This is a genomic window from Streptomyces sp. E2N166, from assembly GCF_003671715.1.
GTDB lineage: Bacteria > Actinomycetota > Actinomycetes > Streptomycetales > Streptomycetaceae > Streptomyces > Streptomyces thinghirensis.
Genome location: NZ_RAIF01000032.1, coordinates 91,034 through 115,686, shown reverse-complemented (window position 1 = coordinate 115,686; position 24,653 = coordinate 91,034). Strand labels below are relative to the sequence as shown.

Sequence of the window (24,653 nt, the reverse complement as noted above, 5' to 3'; positions counted from 1 at the left end):
ACAGGGCAGACAGGCCGCCTCTCCCTCAATTCGGACAAATGACGGCCCTGGTGACACTCCGGTCACCAGGGCCGCCGCGCGCGTGTGCCGCTACTCGGCCGCCACCACGGTGACTTCACCGATGCCGAGGGCCTCGACCGGCTCCTTGATCTGCGCCGCGTCGCCGACGAGGACCGTCACCAGACGGTCCACCGGGAAGGCGTTCACGACCGCCGCCGTGGCCTCCACGGTGCCCGTGGCGGCGAGTTGGCGGTAGAGCGTGGCCTGGTAGTCGTCGGGCAGGTGCTGCTCGACCTGGTCGGCCAGCGTGCTCGCCACGGCCGCCGCCGTCTCGTACTTCAGCGGCGCCACGCCCACCAGGTTCTGCACGGCCACGTCACGCTCGGCGTCGGTGAGACCTTCCGCGGCGAGCTTGCGCAGCACCGTCCACAGGTCCTCCAGGGCGGGACCGGTGTTGGGGGTGTCCACGGAGCCGCTGATGGCGAGCATCGCGGCGCCCGTGCCGTCGGGCGCGGAGCGCATGACCTGACCGAACGCCCGTACGCCGTAGGTGTAGCCCTTCTCCTCGCGCAGGACGCGGTCCAGGCGCGAGGTGAGGGTCCCGCCGAGGCAGTAGGTGCCGAGCACCTGCGCGGGCCACACGCGGTCGTGCCGGTCGGCGCCGGTGCGGCCGATCAGCAACTGCGTCTGGACGGCACCGGGGCGGTCCACGATGACGACCCGGCCGGTGTCGTCGGCGCTCACCGGGGGTACGGGACGGGCTTCGGCCACGGAGCCGGTCCACGCGCCCAGCGTCTCGCCGAGCAGCGCGTCGAGGTCGACGCCGGTGAGGTCGCCGACGACCACGGCGGTGGCGGTGGCGGGCCGGACGTGCTTCTCGTAGAAGGCGCGCACGGCCGCCGAGTCGATGCTCGCGACCGTCTCCTCCGTGCCCTGGCGCGGGCGCGACATACGGGTCCCGGCCGGGAACAGTTCCTTGGAGAGTTCCTTGGCCGCGCGGCGCGAAGGGTTGGCCAGCTCGTGCGGGATCTCGTCGAGCCGGTTGCGGACCAGCCGTTCGACCTCGCTGTCCGCGAACGCGGGGGCCCTGAGCGCGTCGGCGACCAGGCCCAGGGCCTTGGCGAGGCGTGAGGCCGGCACCTCCAGGCTCAGCCGGACGCCGGGGTGGTCGGCGTGTGCGTCGAGGGTGGCACCGCAGCGCTCCAGTTCGGCGGCGAAGTCCTCGGCGGAGTGCTTGTCGGTGCCCTCGGAGAAGGCGCGCGCCATGATCGTGGCGACACCGTCGAGGCCGGCCGGCTCGGCGTCCAGGGGCGCGTCGAGGAGCACCTCCACGGCGACGACCTGCTGGCCGGGACGATGGCAGCGCAGCACGGTGAGGCCGTTGTCGAGGCTGCCGCGCTCGGGGGCCGGGAACGCCCACGGCTTGGGCTCGCCGGCCTGCGGCTGGGAGTGGAATTCCATGGTGGCGAGCTCGGTCACTTGGCCGCCTCCTCGTTCTCGTCGGTGGCGTCGTTCTCGTCGGCGGGGGTGGTCGGCTCGTAGACGAGCACCGCGCGGTTGTCGGGGCGCAGGCGGGCCTTGGCGACCTCCTGGACCTCCTCGGCCGTCACCTCCAGCACCCGCTGCACGGCAGTGAGGGCGAGCTGCGGGTCGCCGAACAGGACGGCGTACCGGCACAGTTCGTCGGCGCGGCCCGCGACCGTGCCCAGGCGGTCCAGCCACTCGCGCTCCAACTGGGCCTGGGCGCGCTCCATCTCCTCTGCCGTCGGGCCCTCCTCGGCGAACCGGGCGAGTTCCTCGTCGATGGCGGTCTCGATGACCGGCACCTCGAAGTCACCGGACGTCTTCACGTCCAGCCACCCCAGGGAGGGCGCTCCGGCGAGCCGCAGCAGACCGAAGCCGGCGGCGACGGCCGTGCGGTCGCGCCGCACCAGCCGGTTGTACAGGCGGGACGACTCACCGCCGCCCAGGACGGTGAGGGCCAGGTCGGCCGCGTCGCACGCGCGCGTGCCGTCCTCCGGCAGACGGTATGCCGCCATCAGGGCGCGGGCCGGGACCTCCTCCTCGACCACCTCGCGCAGCTGCCCGCCCATGACGTCGGGCAGCGAGCCGTCCCGGGGGGGCTGCTTGCCGTCGTGCGAGGCGATGGAGCCGAAGTACTTCTCGATCCAGGCGAGCGTCTGCTCGGGGTCGATGTCGCCGACGACCGAGAGCACCGCGTTGTTCGGCGCGTAGTAGGTGCGGAAGAACGCGCGCGCGTCCTCCAGCGTCGCCGCGTCCAGGTCGGCCATGGAGCCGATGGGCGTGTGGTGGTAGGGGTGGCCCTCCGGGTAGGCGAGGGCGGTCAGCTTCTCGAACGCGGTGCCGTAGGGGACGTTGTCGTAGCGCTGGCGGCGCTCGTTCTTCACGACGTCCCGCTGGTTCTCCATCGACTCGTCGTCCAGCGCGGACAGCAGGGAGCCCATCCGGTCGGCCTCCAGCCAGAGGGCGAGCTCCAGCTGGTGGGCGGGCATGGTCTCGAAGTAGTTGGTGCGCTCGAAGCTGGTGGTGCCGTTGAGCGAGCCGCCGGCGCCCTGCACCAGCTCGAAGTGGCCGTTGCCCTTGACCTGGGCGGAGCCCTGGAACATGAGGTGCTCGAAAAGGTGAGCCAGGCCGGTACGTCCCTTGACTTCGTGGCGCGAGCCGACGTCGTACCAGAGGCACACCGCCGCGACCGGGGTCAGGTGGTCCTCGGAGAGCACCACGCGCAGGCCGTTGGCCAGGCGGTGCTCGGTCGCTGTCAGGCCGCCGGAGCCTGCCTGGGCTGTGGCCGTGTGACCCATGGGCATGTACGTCCCTTCGATCGCGAAATTCTTGGTGGAAACACTTGGTGGATCATTGGGCGGAACTGCGGAATTCCGCCGATCCTGCCACTGTATGCAAGCGTGCGGGCCACCGGTGGAGTTCCCGGACCTCGTACGCCGAGAGCGAGAACGGGCTCGGCGGCCCGAGCGGGCCGACCGGGGCGGGGGCGCGGGACGAGGGCGTACCCTGCGGGCAGCGCCGGGCCGGGCAGCCCGTGACGGGTCCTGGTCGGTCGCTGTCAGTGCCGCGGTCCACAATGGACCGCGTCAGATCACCGTTCACGCTTCAGCAAGGAGCCGGCAGCGATGGCCCGCCGTAGTACGAAGACCCCGCCGCCCGACGACTCGTACGAGGAGAAGATCCTCGACATCGACGTCGTCGACGAGATGCAGGGCTCCTTCCTCGAGTACGCGTACTCGGTCATCTACTCCCGGGCGCTGCCGGACGCCCGCGACGGCCTCAAGCCGGTGCACCGCCGCATCGTCTACCAGATGAACGAGATGGGCCTGCGGCCCGAGCGCAGTTACGTGAAGTGCGCCCGCGTCGTCGGCGAGGTCATGGGCAAGCTGCACCCGCACGGCGACGCGTCGATCTACGACGCCCTGGTGCGCATGGCCCAGCCGTTCTCCATGCGCGTTCCCCTGGTCGACGGCCACGGCAACTTCGGTTCCCTGGGCAACGACGACCCGCCGGCCGCCATGCGGTACACCGAGTGCCGGATGGCCGAGGCCACCAGCCTGATGACGGAGTCCATCGACGAGGACACCGTCGACTTCGGCCCCAACTACGACGGCCAGGAGCAGGAGCCGGTGGCGCTGCCCGCCGCCTTCCCGAACCTGCTGGTCAACGGCGCCTCCGGCATCGCGGTCGGCATGGCCACGAACATGCCGCCGCACAATCTGCGCGAAGTGATCGCGGCCGCCCGGCACCTGATCCGGTACCCGAACGCGGACCTCGAAGCCCTGATGAAGCACGTTCCGGGCCCCGACCTGCCCACCGGCGGCCGGATCGTCGGCCTGCCCGGCATCCGGGACGCCTATGAGACGGGCCGCGGCACGTTCAAGATCCGGGCGACGGTCGCCGTGGACACCGTGACCGCCCGCCGCAAGGGTCTCGTCGTGACCGAGCTGCCCTTCGCGGTCGGCCCGGAGAAGGTGATCGCCAAGATCAAGGACCTGGTCGGCTCGAAGAAGCTGCAGGGAATCGCCGACGTCAAGGACCTCACCGACCGCGAGCACGGCCTGCGCCTGGTCATCGAGATCAAGAACGGCTTCGTGCCCGAGGCGGTCCTGGAACAGCTCTACAAACTGACGCCGATGGAGGAGTCCTTCGGCATCAACAACGTCGCCCTGGTGGACGGCCAGCCGCTGACACTGGGCCTCAAGGAGCTGCTGGAGGTCTATCTCGACCACCGCTTCAACGTCGTGCGGCGCCGCAGCGAGTTCCGCCGGAGCAAGAAGCGCGACCGTCTGCACCTGGTCGAGGGCCTGCTCACCGCGCTGGTCGACATCGACGAGGTCATCCGCCTCATCCGCTCCAGTGAGAACTCCGCACAGGCCAAGCAGCGCCTGATCGAGCACTTCTCGCTCAGCGACGTCCAGACCCAGTACATCCTGGACACGCCGCTGCGCCGGCTCACCAAGTACGACCGCATCGAGCTGGAGTCGGAGAAGGAACGGCTGAACGCGGAGATCGAGGAGCTGACCCGGATCCTCGACTCGGACGCGGAGCTGCGCAAGCTCGTCTCGACCGAACTGGCCGCGGTGGCCAAGAAGTTCGGCACCGACCGCCGCACGATGCTGCTGGAGTCGTCCGGCGCCCCGGTCGCCGCGGTTCCGCTCCAGGTGGCGGACGACCCGTGCCGGGTACTGCTGTCCTCGACGGGCCTGCTGGCCCGCACCGCGAACGACGAGCCCCTCGTCACGGAGGCCGGCGCCAAGCGTGTCAAGCACGACCTGATCGTCTCGGCGGTGCCGGCCACGGCTCGCGGCGAGGTGGGAGTGGTGACGTCGGCCGGGCGCCTGCTGCGGGTGAACGTCGTGGACCTGCCCCAGCTCCCGGAGCCCATGCCGACGCCGAACCTCTCGGGTGGTGCGCCGCTGGCGGAGTTCGTGACCCTGGAGGACGGCGAGGCGGTCATCTGCCTGACCACCCTGGACGAGTCCTCACCCGGCCTGGCGCTCGGCACGGAACAGGGCGTCGTCAAGCGTGTGGTGCCCGACTACCCGTCCAACAAGGACGAGTTGGAGGTCATCGCCCTCAAGGAAGGCGACCGGCTCGTCGGCGGCGCCGAGTTGCGCACCGGCGACGAGGACCTGGTCTTCATCACGGACGACGCGCAGCTGCTGCGCTACCAGGCCTCGCAGGTCCGCCCGCAGGGCCGTCCGGCGGGCGGTGTGGCGGGCGTCAAGCTCGCCGACGGCGCCAAGGTCATCTCCTTCACGGCGGTGGACCCGGCGGCGGAGGCGGTGGTGTTCACGGTCGCCGGCTCGCGCGGCACGCTCGACGACTCCGTCCAGACCACGGCCAAGCTGACGCCGTTCGACCAGTATCCGCGCAAGGGCCGCGCCACGGGTGGCGTGCGCTGCCAGCGGTTCCTGAAGGGCGAGGACTGCCTGGCCTTCGCCTGGGCGGGCGCCACCCCGGCACTCGCCGCGCAGAAGAACGGCGCCCCCGCCCAGCTCCCGGACATCGACCCGCGCCGCGACGGCTCGGGCGTGTCGCTGCCGAAGACGGTGGCGGTGGTGGCGGGACCGGCCTAGGCCCCGTCCCGGGCACCGGGCGGCGGTTCCGCGCCGCCCGGTTCCTCGCCGTCTGGCCCCGCGGTGTCCGGTTCCTCGCCGTCGGGGTCCGGTACGTAGCGCAGGACGCCCCACATTCCGTGCTCGTCGGCCGGTGGGGCGTCGGCGTCCCTGCGGCACGCGTCGAGTTCCTCGCCGAGGCCCGGCGCGTCGATCCCGGAGCCGATGAGCACGAGCTGGGTGCGGCGGACGTCGGCGGATGCCCAGGGCTCCGGGTAGAAGCGCAGGAAGCGCCCCACGGCGTGGACGGCGTACCGGTTCCGCGTGTCGTACGGGCCGAAGTCGACGTACCCCTTGATCCGGTACAGGCCCTCCGGCCGGCTGTCGAGGAACCGCATGAGCCGGCGCGGGTCGATCGGCAGGTCGGAGACGAACGACAGGGTGTCGTAGGCGGCGTGCAGATGCTCGGCGTGGGCACCGCTCCTGGAGTGGTCGTGCAGGTCGTCGAAGGACAGCTGTCCCACGCGCTCCTCACTCGGCCGGCAGTCGTAGAGGAACTCCGGATCGATGCGCCCGTAGGTCGCGGGCGCCACGGCGGCGCCGTCCGCGAGCGAGTGGACGAGGGCGAGCACGCGCTCGGCGTTCGGAGCCCGGTCGGTCTTGTTGACCACGATCAGGTCGGCGAGCGCCAGATGCCGGTCGATCTCGGGGTGCCTGTCGCGCGTGGCGTCGAACTCGGCGGCGTCGACGACCTCGACGAGTCCGCCGTAGACGACCTCGTGCTGTTCGCTGGCCAGCAGCATCCGCACCAGTTCCTGCGGCTCCGCGAGGCCGCTGGCTTCGATGACGATGACGTCGATGCCGGCCTCGGGGCGGGCGAGCCGCTCCAGGTACCCGTCCAGTTCACTCACGTCGACGGCACAGCACAGGCACCCGTTGCCGAGCGAGACGGTGGAGTCGCCGAGTGCGCCGGCCACGGCCATCGCGTCGATCTCGATCGAGCCGAAGTCGTTGACGATGGCACCGATGCGACTGCCTCCGCTGCGGTGGAGGAGGTGGTTGAGAAGTGTGGTCTTTCCGGAGCCGAGGAATCCGGCGAGTACGACGACCGGGATCTGCTGCCGAGTCGGGCGATGCCCCACCGTGCGACCTCTCTCTCACCTACGCGTACGCCGGCCTGCGGCGGGGCGTACACCCACGTACGGAACTGCCTGCTCAGGATACGAGCCGGCGGAGTGCCCGCCGAGTGAACGATTGTTAGCAGCACTTGCTGGGCAGACGTTTTGCATGGCGCCGGACCGTGCGACCCTCGCTTCCCTCCGTGCGCCGCCTCTCCGCCTCCCCGCCGGTCAGCGCCGCTCGGCACTCTGGAGGCGGCAGCGCCACCACATCGCTCGCCGGTCCCCGTCAGCCGACCCGCACTCGACGACCGGCGGGCGGTCGCCTGATTCGGGGGTTGACATGGTCACACGGAAAGACATCACGGGGAGGTTCGGCTCCGCCGCGGCCGGCATGCTGCTCGCCACGGGGGTGACGCTGGCCGCGCGCCGGCGAGGGCTGGAGAAGGCCCGTCTGCACGAGCGACAGCTGGAGCTGGAGGAGCTGGCGATCCGGCGCAAGTCGCTGCGGCATCAGCAGCGCATGCACTGGGAGTTGCTGGCCAGGGCGATCGACGACCCCTCTCTGGCCGAGGTCATCGACACGTACGACAAGGACATCCCGGCGCAGAAGCGACGCCAGTTCTTCTACGCGAACGCGTGGTACGTCAACCTCTACCACCTCTACGAAGCGGGCCTCCTGGATCAGGAGGAGTTGTTCGGGCGCTTGCGCGAGCTGTTCCAGACCCCACTGATGCGGGAGTACTGGGAGGCATCGAAGGAGCAGCGGGCGTCCCTCAAGGCGACATCCACCGAGTCACGCGTGGGCGGCATGGTGGACGGGCTCATCAAGGATCTGGACGAGGCCGACACGGACGACTGGTGGGTGGTGGGCACGCCCCCGTCCGTCTGATGCTCCGGGGCGCGAGTCAATCTCAGGAGAGAAATGCTTCTCATGGGTGTCTTTCGGCCATGCAGTCACACCGGCCCCACCGATCCCAGTAACGTGCTCCCCAGCACAGTGCCCAACCTGTAAGGACCGGTACCCCTTGAAAATCGTGCGCCGCATCGGTGTGCCTCCAAGCTCGCGCGGCAGTACCTCGGGAGCCAGCTGTCCGGACCTCTTCGAGCTGAGCGACGGCAATTTCGCCGTCATCGGCACCGAGGCCACCGAGACCCTGGAGCGCGAACTCCCCGCCGATGCCTCCCGTGCGGGCTATGAACGCATCGTGGTCATCAGCAGGGAGACCCTGATCCGCGCCAAGGCGGACATCCCCGACGCCTGATCTCCCGCGGACACGTGTCCACCCCGACCCGTGTCCCGTCACGCCCTCCCGGCCGCACGCAACCGTCCACCGCGCCGGACCAGCCGTCCGTCGAGCCCTCGGCACCCCGTCCCGCTCGACGGCCCCACCGATGAGGCCTGGCGCCAGAACGGCACCAGGCCGCACGCATTCCTCAGCCCGCCGCAGGCACCCCGACCGGCGCCCCCGGCCCCACATACCGCGCCGCCGGCCGGATGATCTTCGAATCGCGCGCCTGCTCCAGGACGTTCGCGCTCCAGCCCACCACTCGCGCCGCCGCGAACGTCGGCGTGAACATCTCGCGCGGCAGACCGCACAACTCCATGACCACGCCCGCGTAGAACTCGACGTTGGTGTGGAGCTCGCGACCCGGCTTCAGCTCCGCGAGGATCGCCTCGACCTGCCGCTCCACCTCGACGGCGAACGCCACGCGCGGACCGCCGAACCGCTGCGCCACCTCTCGGAGCATCCGGGAGCGCGGGTCCTCCGTGCGGTAGACCGCGTGGCCGAACCCCATGATGCGGTCACCGGCGAGCACCCGCTCACGGATCCAGGCGTCGACGCGGTCAGGAGTGCCGATCGCGTCCAGGGTGTCCAGGGCCCGGCTGGGCGCCCCGCCGTGCAGCGGGCCGGACAACGCCGACACCGCCCCGGCGAGGCAGGCGGCAACGTCCGCACCCGTCGAGGCGATGACCCGCGCGGTGAAGGTTGACGCGTTGAAGCCGTGATCAACGGTGGAGATCAGGTACTGCTCGATCGCTCGCGTCCGCCGCTCGTCCGGGTCCGTGCCGGTCAGCATGTAGAGGTAGTTGGCGGCGTACGACAGATCCTCGCGAGGCTCCACCGGTTCGAGTCCCCGCCCCAACCGGTGCAGCGCGGTGAGCAGCGTCGGTACGGCCGCGGCGGCCACGAGGGTGTCCTGGCGGCGCTCGTCGGCCGACAGGTCGTACACGGGCTTGAAGCCTCGGGCCGCACCCAGCAGCGACAGGGCCGTGCGCATCCCGGTGAGCGGACCGGAACGTCCACCGGCCGCGGCGACGGCGGGCAGTGCCGTGCGTACCGCGTCGGGGAGCCGGCGCAGGGCCGCGGTCTCGGCGGCGAAGGCGGCACCGCGCCCGGCGTCCGGGAGTTCCCCGTGGACCAGGAGGTGCCAGACGTCCTCGAAGGCTCGGCTCTGGGCGAGCTCGACGGCCGAGTACTGGCGGTAGTGGTAGAAGCCCTCGAGCCCCCGCACGTCACCGACCTCGGTGTCGGCCACCACGACACCGGCGAGCCCTCGCGGCACGTCGACGAGCGTTGGGGCGGCTTCGGTTCTGTTGACGGACATGGTTACCTCCCTGGTCTTGGTTGTACTGTCTATAGTTGACTCAACTTCTGTCAATATTGATTGAATCAATGCACGGACCAAGGCGACCGTCACGATCGATACGGTGACCCCCATGCGCGATCAAGAGCCCGAACACCCCGCCGCCGGTGAACGGCGCCTGACCACCAAGGAGGCGGCCGAACTGCTCGGGGTGAAACCCGAGACCGTCTACGCGTACGTCAGCCGCGGCCAGCTCGGCAGCAGGCGCACGCCGGGCGGCCGGGGCAGCACGTTCGACGCGAAGGAGGTGCGGGCGCTCGCCCGGCGCAACCGGCGCGACAGCGGCGCCCCCGCGGCCTCCGGCCAGGAGTTGGCCGTGCGCACCCGCATCACGCTCATCGAGAGCGACCGGTTCTACTACCGGGGCGTCGACGCGGTGGAACTCGCCGCGCGCCACAGCTACGAAGAGGTGGCCGAGTGGCTCTGGACCGGACGGTTGCGCCCCGGCATCTCCTTCGCCGCGCCCGAGGACTCCGTGGCCGTCGCCCGCCGGGCCGTCGACGCCCTGTCCGAGCACGCCGGTCCCGCCGACCGGTTGCGCGTCGCGGCCATCGCCGCGGCGACCGCGGACCCGCTCCGCTTCGACCTCTCCGAGGACGCCGTGCTGGGCACCGCGCGCATCCTCATCCCCACCCTCGTCGCCGCGCTGCCGCCAGTACTGCACACCGGGCACGATCAGGGCCCCCTCGCCCACCGCCTGTGGGCGCGGCTCAGCGGCCGGCCCGCCGACGAGGCGGCCCTGCACGCCCTCGACACGGCGCTCTCCCTGCTCGTCGACCACGACCTGGCAGCCTCCACGCTCGCCGTGCGCGTCGCCGCGTCGGCCCGGGCGCACGCCTACGCCGCCGTGTCCGCCGGGCTCGGCGTGATCGAGGGCCCGTTGCACGGCGCGGCCGGCGGCCTCGCCCACCGGCTGCTGCTGGAGGTGCTCGACCAGGGCAGCGCGGCGCCGGTGGTGGCGGAGGAACTGCGGGCCGGGCGCCGCATCCCGGGACTCGGCCACCGGCTCTACCCCGGCGAGGACCCACGCGCGCGTGCCCTCTTCGCGCTCCTGGACGAGATCCCCCGGGCGGCGCCCGCGCTCGCGGCGGCCCGTGACATCCAGGCCACCGCGGCCCGCCACACCCCGCTGAACGCCAACGTCGACCTGGCGCTCGCGGTGCTCACCGCGTCCTGCGGCATGCCCCCCACCGCAGCCGAGACGATCTTCGCCGTGGCCCGGACGGCGGGCTGGATCGCACATGCGCTGGAGGAGTACGGGGAGCGCCCCCTGCGTATGCGGCCGAGTGGGCTCTACTCGGGTCCGAGGCCGCCCCAGCCACTGCCGGAGTAGCGTTCAGGCGCGGCTGGAAGCCACCGCGGCACAAGTCAGGTTAGGCTCACCTCTGTGAGTACGTGCTCAACCGTCTCCCGGAACCTCGACGAGCCCGTTTCGGGCACCGCACCCGTCGCGAGGACCTGGTTGCTGCTCGAACAACCCGGCCCGTGGGGCGCCAAGGCGCTCACTTCGAGCCACCTGGACCCCGCCCTCGGGCGCGCCCTGGAGGCGGCGGTGAAGGGTACGGGCGTGCGCATCGCGCTCATCCGCAGGCCCGGGCGCCACGCGGACGCGGACCGGAGCGCCCCCGCCGAGCGACGGGTGTACGCGGCCCACACGGTCCCGGGAAACGTGTGGCTGCACACCACAACGCTCACCGACCCCCGTCGGCTGCTCGCCCTCGATTTCGCCGCCCTCGGCAGGGGCGATCGCCGTGCCTTCGACTCGGCCCTCGAAGGCGCCCCCCACCCGGGCGCCCCACTCGCTCTCGTCTGCACCAACGGCAAGCGCGACCGGTGCTGCGCTCTCCTCGGCAGGCCGTTGGCGGCCGAGCTCGCGGCGTCCGGGGCCGAGGGCGTGTGGGAGGTCACCCATCTGGGTGGCCACCGCTTCTCGCCGGCGGTGCTCGTGCTGCCCCACGGATACGCCTACGCCCGGGTCCAGGCCCACACCGTCACGAAGATCCTGCACGGTGCGGCGCGGGGGAGGATCGTCGTCGAGGGCTGCCGCGGGAGCTCCGCGTGGGAGCGCCCCGGCCAGGCAGCCGAGCTGGCCGTGCGCGCCGCCGTGGACGAGGACGCGGCCCAGGCGCTGAACGTCGTACGGACGGACGGTGCCGCACCGCGCTGGGAGGTGACCCTGGCCCACGCCGACGGCCGGCACTGGCGGGTCACCGTCACGCAGGGCGCGTCGGCGCCCCCGCGTCCGGAGAGCTGCGGGGCCTCGGTGCTGGGTTCGCCGGCGCGCATGGAGGTCACGGCGGTGCGCGAACTGTCGGTGACGGCAGCGCTCGCCAGCTGACGTTCCGGCCCCGCGGGGGTGGGCGCGGGACCGGCCCCGCGGTGGCGACGACTCGGGAAACGGCGTGCGAGCCGGGAGAGCGGCGGAAGCGCCCGGGCGAGCAGTGCGAGCCTCCTGGATGAACGGCACACGCGCGGGAGGCCCGGCCGAGTCGCTCGCTACGAGCGCCCGGGAGATCCGCGCCACACCCCGTACGGCATGCCGCCACCTCCCACGTACCGTCATGGGTATGAGCCCCACTCCCCCCGTACGCCGCCTGCGCCTCGGCCTGCCGCGGCGGGTGTTCTCGCAGGTGCTGCTGATGCAGCTGGCGATCGCCGCGGGAGTCGCCGTACTCGCGACCGGGCTGTTCCTGGCGCCGCTCGGTGACCAGCTGGACGACCAGGCGATGCGCCGAGCGCTCGCGATCGCGCAGACCACAGCGCAGCAGCCCCAGGTCGTACGGGACCTGCGGACCACCCGTCCGGCGCCGGACGGCCCGGTGCAGCGGGAAACGGAGCGGATCCGGAAGGCCACCAGAGCGGAGTACGTCGTCGTGATGGACCGGCGGGGCGTGCGATGGTCGCACACCGATCCGGACCGGATCGGCGACGTCGTCTCCACCGACCCCGGACAGGCCCTGGCGGGCCGCGAGATCATGGAGATCGACGACGGCACCCTGGGACGGTCCGCGCGCGGCAAGGTGCCGCTGCGTGACGGCGACGGCGACATCGTCGGCGCGGTCTCGGTCGGCATCGCGTACGACAGCGTCCGGGCCCGGCTGATCCACGCCATCCCGGGGCTGTTCGCGTACGCCGGCGGCGCGCTGGCCGTGGGCGCGCTGGCAGCCTGGCTCATCTCGCGCCGGGTCCAGCGGCAGACCCGTGACCTGGCCTTCTCGGACATCGCGGGGCTGCTGGCGGAGCGCGAGGCCATGCTGCACGGCATCCGGGAGGGTGTCGTCGCCCTGGATCGCGGCGGCAGGGTGCGACTGGTCAACGACGAGGCGCAACGCCTGCTGGGCATCGGTGGCGAGGCCGTCGGCTGCTCCCCCGACGAGGCGCTCGGCGCGGGGCGTACGGCCGACGTCCTGGCCGGCCGGGTGACCGGCACCGACCTGCTGACCGTACGCGGCCAGCGGGTCCTGGTCGCCAACCGGATGCCCACCGACGACGGCGGCGCCGTCGCCACCCTGCGCGACCGAACCGAGCTGGAGCAGCTCGGCCGGGAGCTCGACTCGACGCGCGGCCTGATCGACGCCCTGCGCGCGCAGGACCACGAGCACGCCAACCGCATGCACACCCTGCTGGGGCTGCTCGAACTGGAGATGTACGACGACGCCGTGGAGTTCGTCGGCGAGGTGGTCGGCGACCACCGGGTCACCGCGGAGCAGATCACCGAGCGGATCCAGGACCCCCTCCTCGCCGCCCTGCTGGTCGGCAAGGCGACCGTCGCGGCCGAACGCGGAGTCGTGCTGTGGGTGTCCGACCGGACGCGACTGCCCGACCGTCTGGTCGACCCAGGAGGGCTCGTCACGGTCGTCGGCAACCTGGTCGACAACGCACTCGACGCCGTCGCGGGGGAGCCGCACGCGCGCGTAGAGGTCGAATTGCGCGCGCGGGGACGTGCCGCCACGCTCCGAGTGCGTGACACGGGGCCCGGGATTCCCGAGGAACACCGTGAGCTGGTGTTCACGGCGGGCTGGTCGACCAAGGAGCCGCCGGCTCACCGCCAGCGCGGCATCGGGCTGTCGCTGGTACGCAGGCTGGCCGAGCGGCAGGGCGGCAGCGCCGCCGTCCGTGAGGCGCACGGCGGGGGCGCGGAGTTCGTCGTCGTCCTGCCCGATGCACTGACCGAACCGGACCCGGACCCCGCCCTTACCACCCCTGCCCCCACCCTCACCGCCCCCGTGAACACCGCTGCCGAGGAGGAGTCCCGATGATCGAGGTCCTGGTGGTGGACGACGACACGCGGGTCGCGCGGGTCAACGCCGCCTACGTCGAGAAGGTCCCGGGCTTCCACGTCGCCGGCGAGGCGCACAACGCGCTGGAGGCGCTGCGCAGGGTGGAGGCGCTGCCCCGCCTGGACCTGATCCTGCTGGACCACTACCTGCCCGACCGGACCGGCCTGGAGGTCGTCCAGGAGATGCGGCGGCGCGGCAATCAGACCGACGTGATCATGGTGACGGCGGCGCGGGATGTGTCGACCGTCCAGGCGGCGATGCGCCAGGGGGCCCTGCAGTACCTGGTCAAGCCGTTCGCGTTCGCGGGGCTGCGCGCCAAGTTGGAGGCGTACGCGGAGCTGCGGCGCACTCTCGACGGCGGTGGCGAGGCGGAGCAGGCCGAGGTCGACCGCATCTTCGGCGCCCTGTCGGCACCGTCGGAACCGGGGCTGCCCAAGGGGCACTCCCCCACCACCGCCGAGCTCGTGCGCCAGTGCCTGATGAAGGCCGACGGCGCGCTCTCTGCCCAGGAGATCGCCGAACGGACCGGGGTGAGCCGCCAGACCGCTCAGCGCTATCTCAAGCTCCTGGAACGCACGGGACGGGCCAGGCTGACCCTCAAGTACGGCGACGCCGGCCGTCCGGAGCACCGCTACGAGTGGGCGACCCGCCCCTGAGCGGCGTCGGGCCGACCGCGCCGCCGCCTCCTACACGGCCCCCGCCCCGGTCAGCGACCGCACCTCCGTCTCGGCGTGCTTGGCCTCGTCCGGGACCTCCCGCGAGGTGACCGTGCCGAGCCAGCCCGCGACGAAGCCCAGCGGGATCGACACCAGGCCGGGGTTCTGCAGGGGGAAGTACTGGAAGTCGACGCCCGGGAACAGCGCCTGCGGGCTGCCCGACACCACCGGCGACAGCAGCACGAGCACCACGGAGGGGACGAGGCCGCCGTACACGGCCCAGACGGCACCGCGTGTGGTGAAACCGCGCCAGAACAGCGAGTAGAGCAGCACCGGCAGATTGGCGGACGCGGCGACGGCGAAGGCGAGGCCCACCAGGAACGCGACGTTGAGGTCGCGGGCCAGCAGGCCGAGAGCGATAGCCACGGCGCCGATACCGACGGCGGCGATACGCGCCACGGCGACCTCACTGCGCGGCTTCGCGTCGCGGCGCCGCAGGGACGCGTACAGGTCGTGGGCCACGGACGCCGAGGAGGCCAGGGTGATACCGGCGACCACGGCGAGGATGGTGGCGAACGCGACGGCGGCGACCACCGCGAACAGAACCGTTCCCCCGGTGGACCCCGCGCCGCCGCCAAGGTCGAGGGCGAGCAACGGGACCGCCGTGTTCCCGGCGGCGTTCGACGCTCGTACGGCACCGGGTCCGACCAGGGCGGCGGCGCCGAAGCCGAGCACGATCGTCATCAGGTAGAAGCCGCCGATGAGGCCGATCGACCAGACGACCGACCGCCTTGCCGCCCGGGCGGTGGGCACGGTGTAGAAGCGGGACAGGATGTGCGGCAGCCCGGCCGTGCCCAGCACCAGAGCGAGCCCCAAACTGATGAAGTCGAAGCGCGAGGTCCAGTCCCCGCCGTACGCCAGCCCGGGCGCCAGGAACGCCTCGCCGTGACCGCTGCGTTCGGCCGCCGTGCGCAGCAGCCGGTCGAAGTCGCCGTGGAAGCGCACCAGGACGAGCGCGGTCAGCGTCACGGTGCCGCCGAGCAGCAGCACGGCCTTCACGATCTGGATCCAGGTGGTGGCCCGCATCCCTCCCAGCGACACGTAGATCACCATGAGGGCGCCGACGCCGATGACCGTCCAGGTCCGCGCTGCCTCGGTCGTCCCGCCGAGCAGCAGCGCGACCAGACTGCCCGCGCCCACCATCTGCGCCACCAGGTACATCACGGACACGGTGACCGAGGAGGTTCCCGCCGCGATCCGTACCGGTCGCTCCCGCATCCGTGCCGCCACGACGTCGGCGAGGGTGAAGCGCCCGCAGTTGCGCACCAGTTCGGCGACGAGGAACAGCACGACGAGCCAGGCGACCAGAAAGCCCACCGAGTACAGCATGCCGTCGTAGCCGTAGAGCGCGATGAGCCCGGAGATGCCGAGGAAGGAAGCGGCCGACATGTAGTCGCCGGCGATGGCGAAACCATTCTCCATCGGGGAGAACAGACGGCCGCCCGCGTAGAACTCCTCCGCCGAGCCCTGCCTCTTGCGGCTCACCCATGTGGTGATCGCCAGGGTGACGGCGACGAATGTGCTGAACAGCAGCAGCGCCAGCGTCTGGTGATCGCCCGTCACGACCCACCGCCTCGCACTCCGCGCGTCAGTTCCTGGGTCTCCCAGCGCAGTTCGAGCGCGGCCCGGTCCCTGCGCAGCCGGGCGTGCCGGGCGTACGCCCAGGTGAGAAGGAACGTGGTGAGGAACTGCCCGAGCCCGGCGACCATCGCCACGTTCACCGCCCCGGCCACCGGCCGGGCCATCAGCGTGGGCGCCGTCGTGGCGGCCACCACATAGGCGACGTACCAGACGAAGAAGGCGGCCACCGCCGGCACCACGAACCTCCGGTACCGGCTGCGGACCTCCTGGAAGGCCGCACTGCGCTGGACCTCCAGGTACACGTCGGCCGCGCCCCGGGGCGACCCTCCCGCAGGTTCCCGGCGCATCGAGGGCGGCGCGGGCTCCGGTACCCCCGTACCGGCCGACTCACCCCAGCCGGAGGCGAGGGCGTCGTACCACGGGTCGTCGTATCCCGGACTCGGAGACGCGTCGGCTGAGGCGCCGACCGGGGCGTCGCGGTGGTCGACCGCGCTTTCGGGACCACCCCACGCACCGCTGAGGCGATCATTGCTTGGCTGCATGCCCAAGGATGGACAGAACGGGAAGATCCCCGACTCTTCTTCCCATCGCACTTCACCCCATCAGGTGACTGTGTCCCGGGGTGGCGGCACAAGCCCCTTCACGTACGCGTAAAGCAGCGTCCGAGTTCGGACCTCGAGCCTCGCCGGGCCCGGGGTCGACGACCCCGGGCCCGACTCGACCGTTACGTATGGTTACCAACCGTCACGCGTCGATGCGCGATCGGTCGAGCGTCGCCGCCGAACTGGAGATGAACTCCTTGCGGGGAGCGACGTCATTGCCCATCAGCAGGTCGAAGACCTGCTCGGCGGAGTCCAGATCGGTGAGGTTGATGCGGCGCAGGGTGCGGCGCCGAGGGTCCATGGTCGTCTCCGCCAGCTGGTCGGCGTCCATCTCACCCAGACCCTTGTAGCGCTGGATGGAGTCCTTGTACCGGATGTTCTTGCTCTGGAACTCCATGAGCGTGTCGCGCAGCTCGCGGTCCGAGTACGTGTAGACGTACTTGTCCTGGCCCTTCTTGGGCTGGACGAGCTCGATGCGGTGCAGCGGCGGCACCGCGGCGAAGACCCGGCCCGCCTCCACCATGGGCCGCATGTAGCGGTGGAACAGGGTCAGCAGCAGGGTACGGATGTGGGAGCCGTCCACATCGGCGTCGGTCATCATGATGATCTTGCCGTAGCGGGCCGCGTCGATGTCGAAGGTGCGGCCCGATCCGGCTCCTATGACCTGGATGATCGCGCCGCACTCGGCGTTCTTCAGCATGTCGGTCACGGACGACTTCTGGACGTTGAGGATCTTGCCGCGGATCGGCAGCAGCGCCTGGAACTCGGAGTTCCGGGCGAGCTTCGCCGTGCCCAGTGCGGAGTCGCCCTCCACGATGAACAGCTCGCTGCGGTCCACGTCGTCGCTGCGGCAGTCGGCGAGCTTCGCGGGCAGCGAGGAGGACTCCAGAGCCGTCTTGCGGCGCTGGGCATCCTTGTGCTGACGGGCGGCGATGCGGGTACGGGCCGCGGCGACGGCCTTCTCCATGACCACCCGGGCCTGCTGGGCGGCGTCGCGCTTGGTGGAGGTCAGGAACGCCTTGAGTTCCTTGGTGATGACGTTGTTCACGATGCGGCGGGCGGCCGAGGTACCGAGGACCTCCTTGGTCTGGCCCTCGAACTGCGGCTCGGCCAGGCGGACCGTCACGACCGCCGTGAGGCCCTCCAGGGCGTCGTCCTTGACGATGTCGTCCTCGGCGACGCGCAGCATCTTCTTGGTCCGCAGCACCTCGTTCATCGTCTTCGCCACCGCTTGTTCGAAGCCCGCGACGTGGGTGCCGCCCTTGGGCGTGGCGATGATGTTGACGAAGGACTTGAGGGTGGTCTCGTAACCGGTGCCCCAGCGCATCGCGACGTCGACGCCGAGGTCGCGGGTGACCTCGGTGGGCGTCATCTGGCCGTGCTCGTCGAGCACGGGGACCGTCTCCTTGAAGCTGCCGTTCCCGCTGAAGCGGAGGACGTCGCAGACGGGCCTGTCACTGGCCAGGAACTCGCAGAACTCGCTGATGCCGCCGTCGAAGCGGAAGGACTCCTCACCCTTGCTGCCGCCGTCGCCGAGGCCGAACTCGTCGCGGACGACGATGGTCAGCCCGGGCACCAGGAACGCGGTCTGGCGGGCCCGCTGGTGCAGGTTGTCCAGGGAGAGCTTGGCGTCCTTGAGGAAGATCTGCCGGTCGGCCCAGTACCGCACGCGCGTGCCGGTGCGGCTCTTGGGGATCTTCTTGCCCTTGCGCAGCCCGCTCCCGGCCTCGAACTTGGCGTCCGGGCCCGTCCCGGTGAACGCGCCGGGAACGCCACGCCGGAAGCTGATGGCGTTCGTGTGCCCGCTGCGGTCCACCTCGATGTCCAGCCGGGCGGACAGGGCGTTCACCACGGAGGCGCCGACGCCGTGCAGACCGCCGGAGGCCGCGTACGAGCCGCCGCCGAACTTGCCGCCGGCGTGCAGCTTGGTCATGACGACCTCGACGCCGGACAGGCCGGTCTTGGGCTCGACGTCGACCGGGATGCCCCGGCCGTTGTCCCGGACCTCCACCGACGCGTCGTCGTGGAGGATCACCTCGATGTGGTCGCAGTAGCCGCCGAGGGCCTCGTCGACGGAGTTGTCGATGATCTCCCACAGGCAGTGCATCAGGCCACGGCTGTCGGTCGATCCGATGTACATGCCCGGACGCTTGCGTACGGCCTCGAGCCCCTCGAGGACGAGCAGGTGCCGCGCGGTGTAGTTGGACCCGTCCCGGTCTGCTCCTGCCAGCAGCGCAGTGGACGGCACGGATGTCTCGGCGGTCACGCGGTTCGCTCCTCGCTGAATTTCAGATGGGGCCCCGCTGGGTAAGGGCGCGGCTCGGTTCACCGGTCAGAGGGTACCGATGCCTGGTAGAGCCGTTGTAACGCCACCCTCGTCGAGGACACACCCTAGTCCAGCGTCGTATGCTTGTTCGATCCCTCGATGGGGTGAAGTACACATCACGTTCCCTTCGAGGCATGAACCATTTAGGCTCCGGGCACGTCCTCATGAACAAACCGGCAACCCAGCCGGCGGGACTGACACTGACCGACTGCGCGAACCCGTACGACACAGAGACACGCAATACGGCACATTCGCCGCCAACCGGCAACAGCCTGCCCCTCGGAAAGTTTTTTCGAGGAAAAGCCACGAGCGGGAACGTTTTGGGGCTGGTTGGATGTTGACCCTGGTACGACAGCTCGTCGAGCTAGAGAAGAGGCGACGTGACTACTGTTCTGACTTCCGCAAGCCCGCTGACGGCCGCCGATCGCTGCGACCGCTGCGGCGCCCAGGCATACCTGCGCGTCGTCCTGCTGAGCGGCGGAGAACTGCTCTTCTGCGCTCACCATGGGCGCAAGTTCGAGCCGGAACTCAAGAAGATCGCCGCTGAGATACAGGACGAGACGGAGCGGCTGACGGCCGTTCCGGAATCTTCCCAGGAGGAAGAGCGCTGACGCGACGCGCCCGACGACGAGCCAGCCCGGCACAGGCCGAACGGGCGGCCGCCCCCGGAAACCGGAGGCGGCCGCCCGTGCTCGTGCCCGGGGCCCGCCCGTGCTCGTGCCCGGGGCCCGCCCGTGCTTGTACTCGGCAAGGCTCTCAGGAGCCGTCAGACGCCCTCGCGCTGCCGCGAGGCGGAGTCCCATCCCAGCGTCCGCAGAACGGCGGAGACGCGCGTGTAGACCCCGGGACTGCCCGGACGCCCGCACCCGCTCCCCCAGGACACGAGCCCGATGAGCCTGCCCTGGGCGACCAGCGGCCCCCCGCTGTCCCCCTGACAGGCATCGCGGCCACCTGTGTTCTCTCCGGCGCAGAGCATGCCGTCGGCTAGATACCGCCCGTCGTCGCTTCCCGGGTACGCCCGCTCACAGAGCGCGTCGGGGAGCACGCGCACACGGGCCGCCCGCAGGCCGTTCGCATAGTCCCCGGCGCCCGAGGTGTCGCCCCATCCGTAGACGAGCGCTCCCGTCTCGGGCCCGTACGCGGGGTCACCCTCCGCCGCCATGCCTATGACCGAGCCGGCGGGAAGGGCTCCGGAAAGCGTGAGCACCGCGAAGTCACCGGCGTTGCTGACGTCGTCGTGCGCCGGGTTCACCCAGACGTCGCGGACGGGAATCTCCTGGCCCCGGTCCGAGAGCAGGTCGGTACGGCCGGCGATGACCCGCAGGTCGCGCACCTGCTCGGGCGGCGACCCGAGAACCTCCTCGCCCAGGCAGTGTGCCGCCGTGAGCACGGTGGTGCGGCCGACGGCCACTCCCCCGCAGAACTGTCCCGCCCGTGTACCTCCGAACCGGTCACGACTGGACAGGGCAACGGTCCACGGGCTGTCGGACACTTCGACCGGAAAGCCTCCGACGACGATGCTGTCGGCGGACGCGGGGGCAACGGACACCAGCGGTATCGCGGTCGCCGCGGCCGCCAGGACCAGCGGCCGGGCCAGTGCCCGGGCAAAGAGGCGACGCATGCAGGCTCCTCACTCCGAGATGATGATGGAACACCCAGAGTGATCCAGCCCGCCGTACCGCGCACCCGCTGGTCAACGCGAAGGCCCGGTTCCCCACCTGGTGGAACCGGGCCTGACGCTTCTACAACGGCTGGAACGGCAGCTCGTACGACAGCTCGTACGAACGCGACCTAGTCGAGGTAGTCGCGCAGCACCTGGGAGCGCGACGGGTGACGCAGCTTCGACATGGTCTTCGACTCGATCTGGCGGATGCGCTCACGCGTGACGCCGTACACCTTGCCGATCTCGTCGAGGGTCTTCGGCTGACCGTCGGTGAGACCGAAACGCATGGAGACGACGCCCGCCTCGCGCTCGGAGAGGGTGTCGAGGACGGAGTGCAGCTGCTCCTGCAGGAGCGTGAAGCTGACCGCGTCGGCCGGGACGACCGCTTCGGAGTCCTCGATGAGGTCACCGAACTCGCTGTCGCCGTCCTCGCCCAGCGGGGTGTGCAGCGAGATGGGCTCGCGACCGTACTTCTGGACCTCGATGACCTTCTCCGGGGTCATGTCGAGTTCCTTGGCCAGCTCCTCCGGGGTGGGCTCGCGGCCCAGGTCCTGGAGCATCTGGCGCTGCACGCGCGCGAGCTTGTTGATGACCTCGACCATGTGCACCGGGATACGGATGGTGCGGGCCTGGTCGGCCATCGCGCGGGTGATCGCCTGACGGATCCACCAGGTGGCGTACGTGGAGAACTTGTAGCCCTTGGTGTAGTCGAACTTCTCCACCGCGCGGATCAGGCCGAGGTTGCCCTCCTGGATGAGGTCCAGGAAGAGCATGCCGCGACCGGTGTAGCGCTTGGCCAGGGAGACCACCAGGCGGAGGTTGGCCTCCAGAAGGTGGTTCTTGGCGCGGCGGCCGTCCTCGGCGATGATCTCCAGCTCACGCTTGAGCTTGGGCGCGAGCTTGTCCGAGTTCGCCAGCTTGTCCTCGGCGAACAGACCCGCCTCGATGCGCTTGGCGAGCTCGACCTCCTGCTCGGCGTTGAGCAGGGGGACCTTGCCGATCTGCTTGAGGTAGTCCTTGACCGGGTCGGCGGTGGCGCCGGCCGCGGCGACCTGCTGGGCCGGAGCGTCGTCCTCGTCGTCGTCGGACAGCACGAAGCCCGCGTTCTCGGTGCCCTCGGGCTCCTCCGTCGCGACCTTCGGCTCCTCGACCGCCTCGTCCTCGAGAAGCTCGCCGTCTTCCTTCTTGGCGGTGGTCTTCTTGGCAGCCGTCTTCTTGACGGCCGTCTTCTTCGCCGCCGCCTTCTTGGCGGTCGTCTTCTTGGCCGCCGCCTTCTTGGCGGGCGCCTCTTCCTCGACGGCGGGGTCGGGGGCGGGCGCCTCCGGGGAGGCGGGGGCGGTGGCCTTCCTGCTGGTCACCGCCTTCGCCGCGACCGCCTTGGTGGCGGTGCGCTTGGCGGGACTCTTCGCTGCGACGCTCTTACGGGTGCGCTTGGGCTCTGCGGCACTGACCATCAGCGTCACACCCTCTTCCTCGAGGATCTGGTTGAGGCTGCGCAGTACGTTCTTCCACTGAGTGGCCGGAATCTGGTCAGCTTCGAAGGCCCGACGCACGTCGTCGCCGGCGATCTGCCCCTCAGCCTTTCCCCGCTCAATGAGCGCCATGACAGAGACGGACTCGGCGATCTCCGGCGGGAGCGTACGGGATGTGCTGGCCGACACGAACAACCTCTCGGAACGTTGGAAAACGGCTTCCGGCCCCATCCATGATGGACAGGAGCCGACCGCCGGCTTGGGAGTGGGCCGACGGCGCGGGCGTGCCGGGGAGATGCACAGCGCCATGAACGGCGTCCGTATTCCCTCCGCGGCTGTCACCTCTTAGGTCATCGCGTTGTTCCCACGAGCGTTACGCCCAATCCGCGTGGCCCGAGTCACACCCCGTAAGCGTTCAAAATTGGTCAGACACGGATAAACACGGTCACCAACGAGACAACCTGACCGCACCAGGAGGCTCAGCCTCTCACCACACCGTCGGACCCCGCGGAATCACAGGGATTCCGCGGGGTCCGGTGCCGGCGAACCGGCCGATCACTGCCATAGGAGGGGTCTGGCGTGCCCGGCCCGCGCCGTTGGGGCGGAACGTGGTCAGTGCTCGCGCGGGGCGGGCACCACGCGTTCCACCTCGGGGTGGACGGTCAGAAGCTGGCGCATGGCGGTCTCGGCCGCCGCGCCGTCCCCCGCGGCGAGCGCGTCGACGATCCTGCCGTGCTGCGCCAGCGAGACGTCGTTCGGCCGGTCACAGCCCGTGACCGGGCCGCCCGAGACGTGGAGGGCGGCGGAGACGATCCCGGAGAGGTGATCCAGCATGCGGTTGCCCGCGATCTGGATGAGGAGCGCGTGGAACTCGGCGTCGGCGCGCGAGAAGGTCAGCGCGTCACCCTGGCCCATGGCGTGGCCCATGATCCCGACCATGTCGGACAGACGCTGCTGGATGTCCTCGCGCCCGTGCCCGGCGGCGAGGCGCGCGGCGAGGGGCTCGATCGTCCAGCGCAGTTCGCTGAGCTCGCGGCGCTGGTCGTCGCGCTGCGGTCCGAAGGCGCGCCACTCGATGATGTCCGGGTCCAGGAGATTCCAGTCACTGACGGGACGCACGCGCGTGCCGACGTTCGGGCGGGCACTGACCAGCCCTTTGGCTTCCAGGACGCGGAGGGACTCACGGACGACGGTGCGGGACACCTCGAAACGCTGGCCGATCTCCTCGGGCACCAGCGGACGGTCCGCGCCCAGGTCGCCCGAAACGATCATCTGGCCGAGCTGCTGGACGAGTTGTCCGTGCAGTCCGCGGCCGCGGCTGCCCGCGGTGCGCCGGCCCACGCGGCCGAGCTCGGGCTCCACCCCTTCCCAGGCGGGCACCCCGACGCGGTTGACGGCGGGCGCCTCGGCGTAGGGGTAGCGGTCGAATTCGCCCGAGTTCGCGAGGCCGGAGTCGGCGGAGCGGGCGGCGGTCATCATGGCGTGCGCAAGGGTAGTCACGCATCCTTTGTCGGCGCCGTCCTCAACTCCCTTGAGGTCTTTGGTGAAAAGCACACGAAAGGGTGATCGCTCACCCCGTCGCAATTGACGCCTTATCGGAAAGAAATGGGCTTTCCCCGGGGAGTTGCGCACACGGTCGGACCGGAAGGGGGGCGGAGGTCATCGGGCCCTGCTGCGCAGGGTCATGAGCAGGTATGCGCAGAGCAGAGCGGTCAGCGACAACGTCAGTGCGCTGCCGACGGGTTGGACGATCACGCGCAGCACCTCGGCCAGATACCGCTCACCACCGAACGGCCACTGCGTCAGAAGGACCTCGCGCACCCTCATCGGGAAACCTGCGGCGGTCCGCACGGACGGGCCCGCCCAGACCCTTTGTACGAGCGGTACGACGAGGACGGGGACGGCGACCACAGCGGCGAGCCCAGCCGTCGTGGAGCGGAAGACGCCCGCGGCAAGCACACCGGACCAGGCGCATCCGACGACGAGTCCGAGCCAACCGGCGGTCAACGCGGGCCAGTCGACGGGAACCCTCGCGAGCTCCTGTCCGTAGAACAGATGAAGCACTTCGGCGTCGCAGCCCACCGTCAGGGCGGCCAGCACCAGCGCGGTGGCCGCGGATACGAGGAGTTTGGCGGTCAGCAGCCCCATCCGGCGGGGCACCGTACCGCGGTCCGCCGCCAGGGCGGGATGACGGAACTCGTCACCGAAGGCGAGCGCACCGAGCAGCCCCGCCCCGAGCGCCGCGGGCGGCAGCGGCAGTTCCCGCGGCCACGCGGCCAGGAGACGTGGCTGCGGGGTGTGCCCGACGCGCGCCAGGACCACAGCGGTGACGGCGGACACGACGAGTACGACGGCGCCGGTGACGAACCCGGTGCTGATGCCGACCGCGCGGCGCAGTTCGTAGCGGAGTGGACTGAGAGGGCTGGGGGCGGAGCGGACGGAGATGGGTGGCGGCAGCGAGGAGGCCGCCTTCCGGGTGTCCGCTGCGGCGGGAGTGAGGGCGGCGAACGGGCGCGGTGTGCGCCGGGGGGCGGTGAGGGAGGGAGGGGTGTGGGCGGGTGGGGTGTGGGCGGACTCGGCCCCGGATAGGTCGCCTGCGGGCTCGGTGGGGGACGGTTGTGGTCCCTCGGGCTGCGGGCTGTCGAGCGGCTCGTCCGGAGG

Annotated in this window: 18 protein-coding genes and 1 pseudogene; 8 read left to right on the top strand and 11 right to left on the bottom strand. The window is 70.9% G+C overall.

The annotated features are described in order from the left end of the window. Positions 1-90 precede the first annotated feature (90 nt). Entirely contained in the window at positions 91-1,479 is a 1,389-nt protein-coding gene (locus EBH09_RS27585; RefSeq protein WP_121749653.1) for a pitrilysin family protein, read from the bottom strand. Further along, positions 1,476-2,828, bottom strand: coding sequence for a pitrilysin family protein (locus EBH09_RS27580; RefSeq protein ID WP_121749652.1), 1,353 nt, complete (start codon positions 2,826-2,828; stop codon positions 1,476-1,478). Before EBH09_RS27580 ends, EBH09_RS27585 begins: the two co-directional genes overlap by 4 nt. A 321-nt stretch (positions 2,829-3,149) precedes the next feature. Between EBH09_RS27580 and EBH09_RS27575 the strand changes: the two genes are divergently transcribed. After that, positions 3,150-5,606 (top strand): DNA topoisomerase IV subunit A, encoded by a 2,457-nt coding sequence (locus EBH09_RS27575; protein WP_121749651.1) that lies wholly within the window; start codon positions 3,150-3,152, stop codon positions 5,604-5,606. Here EBH09_RS27575 and EBH09_RS27570 read toward each other — a convergent pair. Next, positions 5,603-6,727 (bottom strand): GTP-binding protein, encoded by a 1,125-nt coding sequence (locus tag EBH09_RS27570; RefSeq protein ID WP_121749650.1) that lies wholly within the window; start codon positions 6,725-6,727, stop codon positions 5,603-5,605. The two genes, EBH09_RS27575 and EBH09_RS27570, sit on opposite strands and share 4 nt — an antisense overlap. A 319-nt stretch (positions 6,728-7,046) precedes the next feature. Between EBH09_RS27570 and EBH09_RS27565 the strand changes: the two genes are divergently transcribed. Both EBH09_RS27565 and EBH09_RS27560 read left to right on the top strand, forming a co-directional pair. Further along, positions 7,047-7,595, top strand: a complete 549-nt coding sequence (locus EBH09_RS27565) for a DUF6082 family protein (RefSeq protein ID WP_121749649.1) — start codon at positions 7,047-7,049, stop codon at positions 7,593-7,595. Between the two features lie 136 nt (positions 7,596-7,731). Beyond that, positions 7,732-7,968: a hypothetical protein gene (locus EBH09_RS27560; RefSeq protein WP_121749648.1), complete on the top strand. Its 237-nt coding sequence runs from the start codon at positions 7,732-7,734 to the stop codon at positions 7,966-7,968. A 172-nt stretch (positions 7,969-8,140) separates the two neighbouring features. Here the strand turns inward: EBH09_RS27560 and EBH09_RS27555 are convergent, their stop codons facing one another. Then, positions 8,141-9,313: a citrate synthase/methylcitrate synthase gene (locus EBH09_RS27555; protein WP_121749647.1), complete on the bottom strand. Its 1,173-nt coding sequence runs from the start codon at positions 9,311-9,313 to the stop codon at positions 8,141-8,143. A 112-nt stretch (positions 9,314-9,425) separates the two neighbouring features. Here EBH09_RS27555 and EBH09_RS27550 point away from each other — a divergent pair, with 112 nt between their 5' ends. From EBH09_RS27550 to EBH09_RS27535, 4 genes are all read left to right on the top strand, one after another. After that, positions 9,426-10,685 (top strand): citrate synthase, encoded by a 1,260-nt coding sequence (locus EBH09_RS27550; RefSeq protein WP_121749646.1) that lies wholly within the window; start codon positions 9,426-9,428, stop codon positions 10,683-10,685. Between the two features lie 54 nt (positions 10,686-10,739). Then, a complete protein-coding gene (locus tag EBH09_RS27545; protein ID WP_121749645.1) occupies positions 10,740-11,690 on the top strand; it encodes a sucrase ferredoxin in 951 nt (316 codons plus the stop codon). 229 nt (positions 11,691-11,919) lie between these two features. After that, a complete protein-coding gene (locus EBH09_RS27540) occupies positions 11,920-13,611 on the top strand; it encodes a sensor histidine kinase (protein ID WP_121749644.1) in 1,692 nt (563 codons plus the stop codon). Further along, positions 13,608-14,288 carry a response regulator gene (locus EBH09_RS27535; protein ID WP_121749643.1) on the top strand — a complete coding sequence of 227 codons (681 nt, stop codon included), beginning with the start codon at positions 13,608-13,610 and terminating at the stop codon, positions 14,286-14,288. Before EBH09_RS27540 ends, EBH09_RS27535 begins: the two co-directional genes overlap by 4 nt. A 30-nt stretch (positions 14,289-14,318) precedes the next feature. On the opposite strand, the gene EBH09_RS27530 is transcribed toward EBH09_RS27535, so the two are convergent. The 3 genes from EBH09_RS27530 to EBH09_RS27520 all read right to left on the bottom strand — a co-directional run bounded on the left by EBH09_RS27530 (position 14,319) and on the right by EBH09_RS27520 (position 18,797). Then, positions 14,319-15,911, bottom strand: a complete 1,593-nt coding sequence (locus EBH09_RS27530; protein ID WP_121749642.1) for a cation acetate symporter — start codon at positions 15,909-15,911, stop codon at positions 14,319-14,321. Continuing rightward, positions 15,908-16,471: a DUF485 domain-containing protein gene (locus tag EBH09_RS27525; RefSeq protein ID WP_121749641.1), complete on the bottom strand. Its 564-nt coding sequence runs from the start codon at positions 16,469-16,471 to the stop codon at positions 15,908-15,910. The genes EBH09_RS27530 and EBH09_RS27525 overlap by 4 nt, the downstream gene beginning before the upstream one ends. Before the next feature lie 202 nt (positions 16,472-16,673). Next, entirely contained in the window at positions 16,674-18,797 is a 2,124-nt protein-coding gene (locus tag EBH09_RS27520; protein ID WP_121749640.1) for a DNA topoisomerase IV subunit B, read from the bottom strand. A 440-nt stretch (positions 18,798-19,237) separates the two neighbouring features. Here EBH09_RS27520 and EBH09_RS27515 point away from each other — a divergent pair, with 440 nt between their 5' ends. Further along, on the top strand, positions 19,238-19,468 hold the full coding sequence (locus tag EBH09_RS27515) for a hypothetical protein (protein WP_121749639.1): 231 nt from the start codon (positions 19,238-19,240) through the stop codon (positions 19,466-19,468). Between the two features lie 155 nt (positions 19,469-19,623). Here the strand turns inward: EBH09_RS27515 and EBH09_RS27510 are convergent, their stop codons facing one another. The 4 genes and pseudogenes from EBH09_RS27510 to EBH09_RS27495 form a co-directional block, all read right to left on the bottom strand. Continuing rightward, entirely contained in the window at positions 19,624-20,478 is an 855-nt protein-coding gene (locus EBH09_RS27510; protein ID WP_121749638.1) for a serine protease, read from the bottom strand. 170 nt (positions 20,479-20,648) lie between these two features. Continuing rightward, positions 20,649-22,181: an RNA polymerase sigma factor gene (locus tag EBH09_RS27505; RefSeq protein WP_121751036.1), complete on the bottom strand. Its 1,533-nt coding sequence runs from the start codon at positions 22,179-22,181 to the stop codon at positions 20,649-20,651. Between the two features lie 423 nt (positions 22,182-22,604). Beyond that, positions 22,605-23,492, bottom strand: a complete 888-nt coding sequence (whiH, locus tag EBH09_RS27500) for a sporulation transcriptional regulator WhiH (RefSeq protein WP_121749637.1) — start codon at positions 23,490-23,492, stop codon at positions 22,605-22,607. Positions 23,493-23,651: 159 nt separating this feature from the next. Next, positions 23,652-24,653: pseudogene (locus EBH09_RS27495) on the bottom strand (ABC transporter ATP-binding protein); the annotation flags it as partial.

Coding starts and splice junctions, on each gene's coding strand:
- EBH09_RS27580 (WP_121749652.1), bottom strand. CDS start 2,828: ATGCCCATGGGTCACACGGCCACAGCCCAGGCAGGCTCCGGCGGCCTG.
- EBH09_RS27575 (WP_121749651.1), top strand. CDS start 3,150: ATGGCCCGCCGTAGTACGAAGACCCCGCCGCCCGACGACTCGTACGAG.
- EBH09_RS27565 (WP_121749649.1), top strand. CDS start 7,047: ATGGTCACACGGAAAGACATCACGGGGAGGTTCGGCTCCGCCGCGGCC.
- EBH09_RS27555 (WP_121749647.1), bottom strand. CDS start 9,313: ATGTCCGTCAACAGAACCGAAGCCGCCCCAACGCTCGTCGACGTGCCG.
- EBH09_RS27550 (WP_121749646.1), top strand. CDS start 9,426: ATGCGCGATCAAGAGCCCGAACACCCCGCCGCCGGTGAACGGCGCCTG.
- EBH09_RS27540 (WP_121749644.1), top strand. CDS start 11,920: ATGAGCCCCACTCCCCCCGTACGCCGCCTGCGCCTCGGCCTGCCGCGG.
- EBH09_RS27535 (WP_121749643.1), top strand. CDS start 13,608: ATGATCGAGGTCCTGGTGGTGGACGACGACACGCGGGTCGCGCGGGTC.
- EBH09_RS27525 (WP_121749641.1), bottom strand. CDS start 16,471: ATGCAGCCAAGCAATGATCGCCTCAGCGGTGCGTGGGGTGGTCCCGAA.
- EBH09_RS27510 (WP_121749638.1), bottom strand. CDS start 20,478: ATGCGTCGCCTCTTTGCCCGGGCACTGGCCCGGCCGCTGGTCCTGGCG.